General features: G+C 49.9%; 13 protein-coding genes and 1 pseudogene. 7 read left to right on the plus strand and 7 right to left on the minus strand.

From position 1 onward, the window contains the following. Nucleotides 1–189: 189 nt before the first annotated feature. The 4 genes from A3849_RS07610 to glpX all read left to right on the plus strand — a co-directional run bounded on the left by A3849_RS07610 (nucleotide 190) and on the right by glpX (nucleotide 4,373). Nucleotides 190–1,149 (plus strand): DMT family transporter, encoded by a 960-nt coding sequence (locus A3849_RS07610; RefSeq protein WP_074110866.1) that lies wholly within the window; start codon nucleotides 190–192, stop codon nucleotides 1,147–1,149. A 698-nt stretch (nucleotides 1,150–1,847) separates the two neighbouring features. Further along, nucleotides 1,848–2,492 (plus strand): helix-turn-helix transcriptional regulator, encoded by a 645-nt coding sequence (locus A3849_RS07615; RefSeq protein WP_074101131.1) that lies wholly within the window; start codon nucleotides 1,848–1,850, stop codon nucleotides 2,490–2,492. Nucleotides 2,493–2,511: 19 nt separating this feature from the next. After that, nucleotides 2,512–3,324: a pyruvate, water dikinase regulatory protein gene (locus tag A3849_RS07620; protein ID WP_074083168.1), complete on the plus strand. Its 813-nt coding sequence runs from the start codon at nucleotides 2,512–2,514 to the stop codon at nucleotides 3,322–3,324. Nucleotides 3,325–3,377: 53 nt separating this feature from the next. Continuing rightward, nucleotides 3,378–4,373: a class II fructose-bisphosphatase gene (gene glpX / locus A3849_RS07625; RefSeq protein WP_074110867.1), complete on the plus strand. Its 996-nt coding sequence runs from the start codon at nucleotides 3,378–3,380 to the stop codon at nucleotides 4,371–4,373. Nucleotides 4,374–4,619: 246 nt separating this feature from the next. Here the strand turns inward: glpX and A3849_RS33945 are convergent. From A3849_RS33945 to A3849_RS07665, 7 genes and pseudogenes are all read right to left on the minus strand, one after another. Then, nucleotides 4,620–4,802, minus strand: a pseudogene (locus tag A3849_RS33945) (transposase); the annotation flags it as partial. Nucleotides 4,803–4,826: 24 nt separating this feature from the next. Further along, nucleotides 4,827–5,066, minus strand: coding sequence for a NifU family protein (locus A3849_RS07635; RefSeq protein ID WP_074083165.1), 240 nt, complete (start codon nucleotides 5,064–5,066; stop codon nucleotides 4,827–4,829). 288 nt (nucleotides 5,067–5,354) lie between these two features. Next, nucleotides 5,355–6,752, minus strand: coding sequence for a Fe-S cluster assembly protein SufB (sufB, locus tag A3849_RS07645; RefSeq protein WP_074110869.1), 1,398 nt, complete (start codon nucleotides 6,750–6,752; stop codon nucleotides 5,355–5,357). Nucleotides 6,753–6,766: 14 nt separating this feature from the next. Next, nucleotides 6,767–8,113, minus strand: a complete 1,347-nt coding sequence (gene sufD / locus A3849_RS07650; protein WP_372237751.1) for a Fe-S cluster assembly protein SufD — start codon at nucleotides 8,111–8,113, stop codon at nucleotides 6,767–6,769. A 23-nt stretch (nucleotides 8,114–8,136) separates the two neighbouring features. Beyond that, complete coding sequence (gene sufC, locus A3849_RS07655) at nucleotides 8,137–8,916, minus strand: Fe-S cluster assembly ATPase SufC (RefSeq protein WP_074110871.1); 780 nt, start codon at nucleotides 8,914–8,916, stop codon at nucleotides 8,137–8,139. Continuing rightward, nucleotides 8,897–9,418: a MarR family transcriptional regulator gene (locus A3849_RS07660; RefSeq protein ID WP_074110872.1), complete on the minus strand. Its 522-nt coding sequence runs from the start codon at nucleotides 9,416–9,418 to the stop codon at nucleotides 8,897–8,899. Before A3849_RS07660 ends, sufC begins: the two co-directional genes overlap by 20 nt. A gap of 537 nt (nucleotides 9,419–9,955) precedes the next feature. Further along, nucleotides 9,956–10,672, minus strand: coding sequence for a general stress protein (locus tag A3849_RS07665; protein WP_074110873.1), 717 nt, complete (start codon nucleotides 10,670–10,672; stop codon nucleotides 9,956–9,958). Between the two features lie 350 nt (nucleotides 10,673–11,022). Here A3849_RS07665 and A3849_RS07670 point away from each other — a divergent pair, with 350 nt between their 5' ends. The 3 genes from A3849_RS07670 to A3849_RS07680 all read left to right on the plus strand — a co-directional run bounded on the left by A3849_RS07670 (nucleotide 11,023) and on the right by A3849_RS07680 (nucleotide 13,703). Next, the gene (locus A3849_RS07670; protein ID WP_083613397.1) at nucleotides 11,023–11,334 is read left to right on the plus strand and encodes a (2Fe-2S) ferredoxin domain-containing protein; all 312 of its coding nucleotides are present in this window, start codon (nucleotides 11,023–11,025) and stop codon (nucleotides 11,332–11,334) included. Nucleotides 11,335–11,541: 207 nt separating this feature from the next. Beyond that, entirely contained in the window at nucleotides 11,542–12,390 is an 849-nt protein-coding gene (locus A3849_RS07675; protein WP_074110874.1) for an AraC family transcriptional regulator, read from the plus strand. Between the two features lie 323 nt (nucleotides 12,391–12,713). After that, a complete protein-coding gene (locus A3849_RS07680) occupies nucleotides 12,714–13,703 on the plus strand; it encodes an aldo/keto reductase (protein WP_074110875.1) in 990 nt (329 codons plus the stop codon). Nucleotides 13,704–13,742: the final 39 nt, after the last annotated feature.

Here is a 13,742-nt window from a genome sequence, read left to right on the forward strand (position 1 = left end):
TTACCAGATGACTCTGCCAAATAATCAAGTCCAATAACCGTCTTTGTGTTCACTTCTCTTGGTCCTATTGTACAATATTCCGCCTCCTATCTGTTCTATTGTCTACAATCTGTTCTGTCCAGTTTCCAGTATGATGAATCGATCACTTGAGCCAACTGCCACACTACCATCACAAAGGGGAACTGAAACATGATTATGCTTGCTTACTCGCTCGTCTGTCTGATCTTCGGCACGACCTTCCTGGCTATAAAAATCGGCGTGGACGCCGGTACACCTCCCTTCTTCTCGGCGGGTTTGCGCTTTTTCGTTGCAGGTGCTGTACTCTTCCTCTTTATGGCCTGGAAAGGCAAAGCCAGCTTCGCCCTGCTCCTGCACAAAGAGATGTTGTTCACCGGCGCTGCACTAACCTTCGGAACCTTTTCCGCACTGTACTGGGCCGAGCAATATGTCTCTTCAGGGCTTGCCGCTGTACTGTCCGCTACCGGTCCGATGATGATTCTGCTGATGCAGACCGCTGTTCTCCGGCAAAAAGCGCCTTCCTATTCGCTGATCGGCTGCATCATCGGCTTCACCGGCGTACTGCTGCTTGTGCTGCCCAGCCTTGCCATTGAGGTTTCTCCCCTGTGGGTCACCGGCTGTGCTGTGGTGCTGATCGGAGAAATCTGCTACGCAGCGGGAGCCATCTATTCCAAAAAAGTAACCAGCACCTTCTCCGGCGAATCGCCCGTTGCCCTGAATGCCGCGCAGATGATGTACGGCGGCGCGCTGCTGTTCCTCCTGTCCCTATTCACGGAAAAGGTACATCCTGAGGTACTGCTGTCCTTCCGTACAGCCGGTTCTCTGCTCTACCTGACCGTAATCGGCTCCATGGTCGGCCATACGCTGTTCTACTGGCTGGTGGCGAAAACCAATCCTGTCTTTCCGTCCACCTGGCTGTATATCTCCCCGCCGATCGCGGTTGGTGTAGGCTTCCTCTTCTACGGAGAATCTGTAACCTGGATCGCCCTGCTCGGCGTATTCACCATCATCGCCGGCACTGTGCTCGTCAATGCAGGTGCGCTCAAGCAACTGCTGTTCAAGCCGAAGCGCAGCACCCCGCTGGTACAGCCAGTGGCAGGAGAGGCTTATCCGCGGAAGCAGATTCTGTAAAAGCGGCTGGCCTGCCAGGGTGGCAGATGGGGCGGGCACAGCGGACCGGGTGCGTTGCTCAGCGGGAGTCGTGGCACACGACGATGGCCGGAGAACGGCACGCCGGCCGAAGTGTCGTTCACCCCTAATGAACGGTGAGTCCCCTCCACCCTGGCGGACAGGAGAGCCGTTATTATGTAAAATTATTCCGCCATCTAACACTTACGGACTCAGATGACACTATTGGTGGCATACACTCCATTTGGCAGCAGAAAAGTATGAAATAAGCGCACCTGTGTCCGTAACCACCAATATATCGTGCATTTCTGCAAAATAGGGTCACCTGAGTCCGCAATATTTAGTCCATCTGCATTGGAACGGTAGCTGGATAAACGAGATATATGGAGGGACTAACCAGTACTTATATCTCTCATTAACTCAACGCTTGCACATGCTCCGCTAATCCAATACACGCACGTACTAGCCCTCAAGGAAGAGCCCGAAATACTGAAGTTCACATTCTATAACTCTAGAATATCTTCTGCCGAAAATATATATGACGTATTATATATTGCATTAATGATCATTATTGCGTATTATATAAGCAAGTTAAGGGCTTAATACTCTAATAGGACGTAAGAATGGAAGGGGGAATCGATTATTGGTGCTCCTTTTCTGTTAAGGAACACCTGAATGTATCCGGAAAGTGGAGGGAACCTGTGATCGAACTGACATCCCGTCAACTGCAAATTATTGAAATCGTCAAAAAAAGAGCACCCATCACCGCCGAGCAAATTGCGGAGCATCTCAATCTCAGCAAGCCGACGATCCGCTCGGACTTGTCCGTGCTCGTCATGCTGGAGTACATTGACGCGAAACCCAAGGTAGGATATTTTCCCGGCAAAAAAACCTCGCAGCGCCTCAGCGGCAGCTATTTGCTGAAAGAAACCAAGGTCAAGGACATTCAGAGCATCCCGATTATTATCCGCGAGACAACAACGATTCAGGATGCTGTAGTCACACTGTTTCTGCAGGATGTCGGCACGCTGATTATCTGCGACGGGGACGGCAAGCTGACCGGGGTGGCCTCGCGCAAGGATTTCTTGAAGGTTACGCTGGGCAATCCCGGAGCAGTGTCCATGCCCGTAAGCATGGTAATGACCCGCCAGCCCAAGGTCGTGACCGTTTCGCCCGAGGATACGGTGCTTGATGCCGCACAAAAAATGATTTTTCACGAGGTGGACAGTTTGCCGGTGGTCATCCCCGGTATTGTGGAGGAAAGCGGCCCGAAGCTCGATGTTGTCGGACGGCTGACGAAAACTTCTATTGTCAAACTACTCCTCGATCTAGAAGCCAAAGGATAACGGGAGGAATCAAAAGCGCATGGAGCCATCCTCACATTTCATAACGATATGCTCAGATTCTATTGGGGATACAGCGGAGGCTGTCGTGCAGGCTGTTATCCACCAATTCCAGAATCAGCGTGTCACGATCAGAAGATACGGCAACGTAAGACATGAAGACGAGCTCAGGAAGCTGATGGAGGAGACCGCCCAGCTTCAGGGCTTTGTCGCCTACACGCTGGTCCAACCGGAGCTGCGGGAGATGATCCGTGAAGAAGCGGTGCGCCTCGACCTGCGGATTGTAGATATCATGGGCCCGATGATGCAAGCCTTCATTGATACCTTCGATGATGCGCCCCAGGCCCGGCCCGGGCTGCTTCATCAGCTCGACGAGGATTACTTCCGCCGGATCGAGGCGATTGAATTCACCGTGGCCTGTGACGACGGGCGCGATCTTGGCGCGATGCTAAAGGCGGATATTGTACTGCTGGGCATGTCACGCACCTCCAAAACCCCGCTCAGCATCTTTCTTGCTCACCGGGGCAAAAAGGTCGTGAATTACCCGATCGTTCCCGAAATCGGCCCGCCGCAGCAGCTGATGAGCCTGCCGCCGAACCGGCTCATCGGGCTTACGATGAAGCCCGAGTATATGCTGAAGATCCGCTCCGAACGTCTGAAGCAGCTTGGACTTCCGGCAGGCTCGCAATATGCCAGCCTGGAGCGCATTACTGAAGAGATGGAATACGCTGCCTTGCTGTTCGGCAAGCTGGGCTGTCCTGTTATTGATATTACAAACAAGGCGATTGAAGAAACAGCAGGTATTATTATGGGTTATATTACCGATTCTCCGTAAGCTTTACTCATTCAGGCCTGAACCAATACAAATATTTACTGGAGGGAAATCATATGGAACGCGAATTGGCACTGGAAATTGTACGGGTAACTGAACTGGGCGCTTTATCCTCAGCCCGCTGGATCGGAAGAGGCGATAAAAATGCTGCGGATGATGCGGCTACAACCGCCATCCGTTCCATGTTTGATTCCGTCTCCATTGATGGGACTGTGGTCATTGGGGAGGGTGAGATGGACGAAGCTCCGATGCTCTATATCGGCGAGCAGGTCGGGAACCGTACCGGTCCCTCCGTTGATGTAGCCGTAGATCCTCTGGAAGGCACGGAAGTAGTAGCCTGTGGGCTTCACAATGCCCAATCCGTGATTGCCATCGCCGACCGGGGCAGCCTGCTGCATGCGCCTGACATCTATATGGAGAAGCTGGCCTGCGGTCCAGAGCTCGCCGGCAGGCTCAGCCTGGAAGATCCGGCGGAAGTCACATTGCACAAAGCCAGCCTCATCACCGGCAAAGCGCTCTCTGAGCTAACGGTAATGGTCCTTGACCGCAAGCGGCACGAGAAGCTGATCGCCACCCTGCGCGGGCTGGGCGTGCGCGTCAAGCTGATCGGCCACGGCGATGTCGCAGGAGCCATCGCGGCAGCACTGCCGGACAGCGATGTCGATCTGTACATGGGCTCCGGCGGAGCACCGGAAGGCGTGCTGGCTGCTGCCGCACTGAAATGCCTCGGCGGGGAGCTGCAGGGCAAGCTGCTGCCGGACGGTCCCTTCGAGATGCAGCGCTGCCTCTTAATGGGTATTGAGAACCCGACACGCGTGCTCTCGATGGAGGATATGGTTGGTACGGGAGATGTCATCTTCGCGGCGACCGGTGTAACCTCCGGCGAATTCCTGAACGGAGTCCGCTTCATCGGCAAGGAGCGTGCCGAGACCCATTCCGTCATTATGCGGGCGCAGAGCCGCACCATCCGTTATATCCGCAGCATACACTTCCTGCCTGGCAAGGATATTCCGCAGGTGGCCATCAGCCGGCAAAATGCGGCTCTCATCTAATTGATGTCGGCTAGTACAGCGTAGCTGAATAATCCCAGCAATTCACTGGCTCCTAAAATGTGTATGAGATAGTAAGACCCGGAAGGGAAGTACCTCTGTGCCTAAATGATGGTTTGTTTCAGCTGTGATGTACTAGCCTGTCTGGAGGATGGTATAGAGGGGATTGACTACGGGGATTTATGCTCAGAGGTAGAGATAATTAGCCCCTCTGAGCATACAGTGAAAAACCCAAAAAATCGGCGGCAGCAGCGGAGGAGGAGCATCAAAGATGCCTAACCATACCTCCCTCGCTCCACGGTGATACAGGTCTTCCAGGACCTCACGCCAACCGTTTGAACTCTCATGGCCTTCCACGTAAAATCCGAGTATCTCCCGATGGCCGAGCTGGTTAATCCCTATGACGAGATTGATGACCTTCAACTGCAATGTTAATTCGTCTCTGTTATAAGAAGTTTAGAATACTTGTACAACTTCTTTAATCTCATCGATCTCCTCAAGAATTGCGCGCTCAATAGCAACCTTTAGCGTAATCGTAGCACTTGGGCAACCGTTGCAAGCTCCCAAAAATCTTAATTTGGCTATACCGTTCTCAACCTCGACGAGTTCAGCATCTCCACCGTCACGCAGTAAGAAAGGACGTAGTTTGAGAAGCACTTCCGATACTTCATCGAATAAAATTCCATTCTCCTCCATAATGCCAGCTCCTCTCATTATTTTCCCAACAGTCAATTTAAGCCTTTTTCACCTAGATAGTCTTAGTGATCCTTTACTTTTTGCCTAAGAATGGCCTCTTGATCCGAAAGTTCCCTTATAGCCGTATACACAGAATCTAAAGGTATCATCACACCACAACTTGCGCTCAATCCTGACAACATATTGAAGTAGAATTGAAGTTTCCGTATCTCTCGGGTAATTTGAGCTAGTTCTGTATTGTCCGAATTCTTTTTCTTCATTACTAACACCTCGTACTTCCTTAATGAATCAACCGATGCTTCCTTCCATTTCAAATTGAATCAGGCGATTCATTTCAACGGCATATTCCATCGGCAATTCTTTGGTAAACGGCTCAATAAAGCCCATTACAATCATTTGTGTGGCATCTTGTTCTGTAAGCCCGCGGCTCATCAAGTAAAACAATTGTTCCTCGGACACTTTGGATACTGTTGCCTCATGCTCCAAAGTAATCTGATCGTTTTTAACTTCATTGTACGGAATCGTATCTGAGGTTGACTGGTTATCCAAAATCAACGTATCACACTTAATATTGGACTTGGACCCTGCAGAATTGCGGCTGAAGCTCGACAACCCCCGGTAGTTTACTTTGCCGCCCTGCTTGCTGATGGATTTGGATATAATCGTAGATGTTGTCTCGGGAGCAAGATGAATTACCTTCGCACCAGCGTCTTGATGCTGATCTTTACCGGCTACGGCAATAGACAGGATGGACCCCTTGGCTCCCCTTCCTTTCAAGATTACAGCCGGGTACTTCATAGTTACCTTGGAGCCGATGTTGCCGTCCACCCATTCCATTGTGGCATTTTCCTCTGCCACAGCCCTTTGGGTTACCAGGTTGTAGATATTAGGAGCCCAATTCTGAATGGTCGTGTAACGGACACGGGAATCTTTGCGGCAGATAATTTCAATCACTCCGCTATGCAGAGAACTGGTACTATAAATAGGTGCTGTGCATCCTTCCACATAGTGGATAAAGCTGCCCTCTTCGGCAATAATTAATGTCCGCTCGAATTGTCCCATATTTTCAGAATTAATCCGGAAGTATCCTTGGATCGGAACCTCGCACTGCACACCTCTCGGGATGTATACAAAGCTGCCGCCTGACCAAACCGCACTGTTAAGCGCAGCAAATTTGTTGTCAGAGGGCGGGATGATCGTTCCAAAATGTTGCTTGAACACTTCAGGATATTGCTTTAAGGCAGTATCCGTATCAAGGAAAACAACGCCCTGATCCTCCAGTTCCTTCCGCATACTGTGATAGACTACTTCCGACTCGTATTGAGCGGATACTCCTGCTAGAAACTTTTGCTCCGCTTCAGGAATCCCTAGCTTGTCAAAGGTTGCTTTAATCTCGGAGGGAACCTCCTCCCAGGTCTTTCCCTGTTTCTCAGAAGGGCGAACGTAATATTGGATATTATCAAGATCTAGTCCAGACAAATCCGCTCCCCACTTGGGCATCGGCATTTTGTAGAATTGCTTCAAAGCTTTCAGCCGAAAATCGAGCATCCACTCCGGCTCTTCCTTGATCCGGGAAATTTCCCGGACAATCTCTTCAGTCAGACCTTTTCCGGATTGAAAAATAGACTGGTGCTCATCGCGAAACCCATATTTATATTCGCCCATATCCGGCGCTTTTTTAGCCATTGTTACCGCTCCTTTTAACCTTCATAAGCCTCACTTTGATCGGCTCTGATTCCCTGCGATCTGCCAAGCTTTTTCTCCACTACATCCTGCAGGCGGCTACGCACTCCCACCAGCGGAATCTCCGAAATGACAGGAGCAAGGAATCCGAAAATAACAAGATATTCGGCTTCACTCCGTGAGATCCCGCGCGACATCAGATAATAGATTTGTTCCGCATTTACTTGCCCCACGGATGCAGCATGACCGGCGGTTACGTCATCCTCATCGATCAGCAGGATCGGATTGGCATCGCCGCGCGCATTTGGACTTAACATCAGTACACGTTCTGTTTGCTGACCATCACAATGGGTTGCACCTTTTTCAATTTTTGTAATCCCGTTGATAATGGCTGTAGCTTCTTCACGCATTACTGCGCGTGTGATCATTTGGCTCACCGAGCTTCTGCCAAAATGCTGGGCTTGCGTAGTACAACTCAATTTCTGGTCCCCAGATCCTACCGCAATCACCTTAGCATCAGAGATGGACCCGTTGCCCTGAAGTAATGTCTTGGTATCACTGGCGGTATAGCCATCATTCATCTCGCCGACAATCCATTCTACACCGCCATCCGCAAGCACAACCGCACGACGCTGGGTGAAGTCCGTTGTTGCTGCAGCAAGCTGATGAACAGAAGCGACCTGCACCTTGGAGCCTGCCCCTGCAAACACCTCTACCACACCATTATGCAGAACCTTGATATCATCTCTTCTCGATATACAATGATCCACATAGCTGATCTTGCTGTTGTTCCCAGTCACAATCAAGATGTGAGGAGCAAAAAGCGCCCCGCTCGTATCGCTATAAAAGATCGCTTGAATGGGAACTTCAACCTCTATACCGTCTGGGACATATAGAAAAACGCCACCACTCCATAAGGCACTGTGCACAGCAGACAATCTGTGCTCTTCCGGCTTCACAGCCTGAAAGAGATAACGTTGAACCAACTCCTCATGTTCTTTTGCCGCAGTATGCAGGTCCGTTAAAATTACTCCCTGGGCGGCTAAATCAGCCGACAATTCTGTGTACACTACATCCGAATTGATCTGAACGATGAGTCCGCCTTCCACCGGGGAGGCAATTAAACCTCGAACAACCTCCGGCGCATCTTCCAAACCTGACCACGCATTCTCAGCTTTGTAATCACCACTTTCGTAGATGTCCCATTTTTCAAGCTTGATTTTCTCCACGCTTGGCAGCTCCAGCGTCCCTGCCAGCTCGAGTGCCCGAATCCGGCGTTCAAGCAACCAACGAGGTTCATCCTTAGCACTTGACCAAGCGCATAGAGCGTTCGCATTCATTGAAGTGTTTGCTTGTATACCCACTTGCTTTTCCTCCTCTTCAGCTTTCAAACTTCCCCGCCCACCGTCTCATCCGTTATCCCAAGCTCCTCTTTTACCCAATCGTACCCTTCTGCCTCTAAACGATGGGCAAGCTCCGGGCCGCCAGATTTGACAATCCGGCCTTGCATCATGACATGCACAAAATCCGGGGTAATATAGTTCAGCAGGCGCTGATAATGGGTAATGATGATAAATCCTCTGTCTGGACTGCGCAGCTCATTTACACCATTGGCTACAATACGCAGTGCATCAATATCAAGCCCGGAATCTACTTCATCCAAAATCACAAATTTGGGTTCAAGCAGCATCATTTGCAAAATCTCATTCCGCTTTTTTTCACCACCCGAAAATCCCTCATTCAAATAACGATGCGCGAATTCCGGGTTCATCTCCAGCCCCTTCATTTTGCTCTCCAATTCACGGATGAAACGGATTATTGATATCTCCTGGCCTTCTTCACGCCGTGCATTGATGGCACTTCTGAGAAAGTCCGAGTTCGTTACGCCGGCAATTTCACTTGGGTATTGCATAGCGAGGAACAAGCCTGCCCGGGCACGCTCATCCACCTCCATCTCCAGAAGGTCTTCATGGTCCAATGTCACCTTGCCGCCGGTAACCTCATATTTTGGATGGCCCATTAACGCAGAAGCCAACGTACTTTTCCCCGTCCCGTTAGGCCCCATAATTGCATGAATCTCTCCGCCCTGAATCTCCAGTGTGAGCCCTTTTAAAATTTCTTTCCCTTCAATCTCGGATCTTAATTCCTCAATCTTTAATGTCGTCATTTATCGTAAACTTCCCTTCGGAGTATTCTTCAGCACGCGCCACCAAATCACTGATAAATTTTCCAATAGTCTGCAGTTCAGCCTCTGTATAGGATTCAATGAATTGGTAGAACCTTTCTTCTTTTTCTTTGTGCAGCTCCTTATGCAAATGATAAACGTGTCTTCCCTTATCCGTTAAACTAAAGTAAATCTCCTTACGATTGTTGTTCAGTTGACTTCTCATAATGAAGCCCATTTCCAGCAGCTTTGAACTAATTTTAGTAATGCCAGCTTTGGACAACCCCATCTTCTCCACAATCCCGGTATGATTTATCGGTTCATAATCACCAATGCAATCAATAACGTGTACACTAGTAATATTGTTGGAGAGCATGTCAATCTGGTACTTTCTGGCCTGTTGCCGAAACGAATTAAATTCTTGTTCGGTATACAACTCGTTCAGATGCAGCATTCTTATATATTGCTCGTAAAGATGACCTTTAAAATGATTTTGAAACTCCAATTTTGCAGTCTCCCCTCTCTTGTAGTAGTTGCAGACCAAGGTGCAGTGTCAGCAATAGATTGCAATTCTTTTTTGTTCACTAGTGAACAAAACTATATTAACATAACTGATAATGATTATCAATATCGATTATGTTCAGTGTGACGCAATTCTGGAGACGCTTTTCATTGGTTCGTTGTCATTCTCATCGGCTTCATTCTGCGTTCCGACCAATGGGGCCTCATCTCCACTATCCGGGATTTATCCGTTTCGCTCCGGTGTAACGAAGCAACAAATGGTGCAAATCGTTGCGATTGCCTGTGAGGAGCCGAAGGCTTGTGGACGCCCCGTCAGTCACTGGACTGCGCGCGAGCAAGCCCCTCTGTGCCTATATGATAGTTTGTTTCAGCTGTTATGTACTAGCTTGGATACAGACACCACATTCCGTTGATTCACTCCATGCAAAAAGGGTATCCCATGGTCCAGCTGGACCTGAGATACCCTTCTTGCATGGAAAATATGTTAAGTCATACACCACTATACCTGTTAACTTACACTTTACCGGTTCGTATTCTGCCTGTTGGAAGCATTCAGCTCATCTTGGCGGAGCTGGCGCTGCCTGCGTTCTTCCTCTTCTCTGTTCCGCTCTGAATTCATCGTGTCCAGCCCAGTATCCTCGCGTCCTTCCAGACCGGAGCCGTTGAATGCGGCATCTACGGTGTCACTGACTGAATGACGGGCACTCGCTGCAGCCTCACTTTCAGGAATCGCTTCATCTACATAACGGTCGGCATTGGCAGAGTTATGATTGCGGAGTACGGAATATACATCATTGGCCCGGGCGCTGTCCGCATCCACCATGACAAGAATCCGGCCCTCGTCTACATAGTTGTCGTAGCTCTGTGCTTCATCCTCCGGTATGCCGAGTCCAATCAGTCCGCCGACAAGTCCGCCGGTTCCCGCTCCCACCGCAGCTCCCGCCAACGTAGCCGCAATGGGTCCCGCCGCAAGAATTGGGCCAATCCCTGGAATCGCCAGTGCTCCGATACCTGCCAGAAGTCCGGTCACACCTCCCAGTACACCACCGGTTGCCGCCCCTGAAGCCATTCCCTCAGGCGCTTTGGTACCCGTTTCACTATTGATGGTTTCGACATCCTGTTTGTTCCGTGCAATCACTGAGATATCATCTGTCATAAATCCGCGGCTTTTTAACTCCTCAATAGCCTGCGAAGCCTCATGTTCGGTATAAAATACACCTACAATTTTCTTATTCATAACGATTCCCTCCTGATAGCATGTTTTGGGGTGTCCATTGATGATGCAGCTTGTTTCACACCTCTTACTTAACCAAACAGCCGGGGCCGAAACTGTAGAATATCCCTTTCCCTCCTGAATCCACAAAACAATTTATGAAACAGGAAAACATTCGGGAAATAATAATCGAGACACATTTTCATCAAAATTATAGAATTCGGGTTAGATAATCTAACGCGAATATCCTGATTTTAGGACATTTGTTAAGCCTTTTGGAACTTTGACCGTTACCTGATTACAGATGATGCAAAAGGGTCTATACTCCTCGTAAGATAGGGTCAACTATTTTCACACAACCAAGGAGGTATAGGATGAATATGCGACTCAAGGTGCTGAAGAAGCACCTGCTCTTCTGCTGCAGCGAGCACTGCAATAATCAGGATGTGGAGGATGTCATGCAGGAATTCAAGGAACAGCTCGTGGAAAAAGGGATTAACAAAACCGTAAAAATCAACAAAACCAGCTGTCTCGGCCTTTGCGGCAACGGGCCTTTTGTTATCGTCTATCCCGACGGCATCTGGTATTACAATGTGACTACGGATGATGTGGCGCGTATTGTAGAGGAGCATCTCTTGAATGGCGAGCCAGTCGAAGAACTGGTAATGCTCAAAATGGACGCCTGATTCCGGTCCACCCCGGGCTGGCTGGTTTTCCGTCATCCGGTACGGAAAGCTGTGCCCCGCTATGCCTCCCCAATCTAAATCCTGGAAGTCCCGCCCTTAAGCCTGGGGTCTGGGACTTTTTTGCGGTTGATCTGCCTTGGAAGATCTATTGTATAATGAAGTGTATATCCATCCCGGAGCCATCCCACACTGAAAAGAGGCTGAAGCATGGCCATATTCAAATATAATTCAGAGCGTCCCTTCCGGGGCAGTCCTGATCTGCATCTTCATTATTGGGGACGTGAGCAGTGTGCTCCCGGACATAGCGTTGGCCCCGGCGTGCGAGACCTGTACAAAATCCACTTCATTCACGAAGGAACCGGCAAAGTCACTGTAGGAGAAGAAACTCACATTTTGCAGCCTGGACAAGCCTTCCTGACTTATCCTCATATTGTCACCCATTATGCGGCAGACACGGATCATCCCTGGACATATTCATGGGTTGCCTTTACGGGAGAAGAGATTGGATATCTGCTGTCCAAAACCTCTCTCACGCCCGAGCACCCTATCTTTCCGATGGATGAATCACTGATGCCCGTACTCTATGACCGGCTTAGTGCTGTGGCTGACCAGACGGGTAGTCTCGATTTACCGCTTAAAGCGATTATGTATGAGTTCTTTGGCCTGCTGCTGCGCACAGTTCCTGCGGCGGCGGACATTTTCCCGGTTCCACGCCAAAAGAGTATTTACGTTGAGCAATGTCTCCACTATCTACATGCCCATTACTGTGAAAATGTTACCGTGGAGATGATGTCATCCTCCCTGAAGCTGGACCGCAAATATTTATCCGCGTTGTTCAAAAAGACCGTCGGCCTGCCGCCGCAACAGTACCTGCTCAATTTCCGTATCGCCAAAGCGTGTGAGCTTTTAACGGATACGAATTGTACGATTGGTGAAATCTCGCGGTCTGTCGGCTACCAGGACCCGCTGCTTTTTTCGCGTATGTTCAAGAAGGTTAAGGGCTGCTCGCCCAAGGAGTACCGCATCCGCCATGCCGATAATGACATTGTTCTATAAACTTCTTCCTTGCTGACATACGTTTGTCTCCGTGCATCCGCTACAATAAGAGCGTGACCAGGATCGTATGAAACAAATACTTACGTGTGATTATTCTTGGTGATTCCAACGGTTTCATTTTTTGTAAAAATGAGAGCAAGCCGCCTCTCCTCTACCACACGATGATTGCGCTTACAAATCTTAAGCCAATGCTTACGGTGCCAGTTTTGTACGGAGTAACACGATGATGCCAGGCTTACAAAACTTAAGCTTATGCTTACGATGCTAGTTTGTTCGAAGTAAATGCAGGATGTAACGCTCACAAACTCTGAGGAGGTAAAAAAATGTACAATGCTAGTCCTGAACGTTATGCAAATATGAAGTACAACCGTACCGGCCGCAGCGGCCTGCTCCTCCCGGCGATCTCACTCGGGCTGTGGCATAATTTTGGCGGCAACGATGTGTTCGAGAACGGACGGGCTATGATCAGACGGGCCTTCGATCTAGGCATTACCCACTTCGACCTCGCCAATAACTACGGTCCGCCTGCCGGATCGGCTGAAGAGACCTTCGGGCAGATTCTGCGCAAAGATTTCGACGCTTACCGCGATGAGATGATCATCTCCAGCAAAGCAGGCTATTACATGTGGCCGGGCCCTTATGGCGAATGGGGCTCGAAGAAATATCTCGTCTCCAGTCTCGATCAGAGCTTGAAGCGGATGGGACTGGATTATGTGGATATTTTCTACCATCACCGTCCGGACCCGAATACACCACTGGAAGAAACAATGGCTGCACTGGATCTGCTTGTGCGTCAAGGTAAAGCGCTGTATGTCGGCATTTCCAACTACAAGGCTGAGGAAGCGCGTGAAGCAGCGCAGATTCTCCGCCGACTCGGCACACCTTGCCTGATCCACCAGCCGAATTACTCCATGATGTCGCGCTGGATTGAAGAAGGGCTGCAGGATGTGCTGGCTGAGGAAGGCATTGGCACCATCGCCTTCTCCCCGCTGCAAAAGGGTATCCTGACCGACCGCTACCTGAACGGAATCACACCGGATTCCCGTGCGGCCGGACCGAGCGTGTTCCTCTCAGAGAAAGAAATTACCTCAGAGGTGATCAGCAAGGTCAGCCGGCTGAACGCTCTGGCTGCTGCACGCGGACAGAAAATGTCGCAGCTGGCCCTGTCGTGGGTGCTGCGCGGCGGCAAAGTGACCTCGGCTCTGATCGGCGCAAGCAAGGTAAGCCAGATCGAGGATGCCGTAGCCTCCCTGAACGCACCTGAGCTCAGCGCGGAAGAGCTGGAGCAAATCGAGAGTATTTTGCGGGGATAAGCTGAACACTTACACACACAAAGACGGCAATAGCGACCA

Origin of the sequence: Paenibacillus sp. P46E (assembly GCF_001909095.1) — a bacterium.
Taxonomy (GTDB): domain Bacteria; phylum Bacillota; class Bacilli; order Paenibacillales; family Paenibacillaceae; genus Paenibacillus_AQ; species Paenibacillus_AQ helianthi.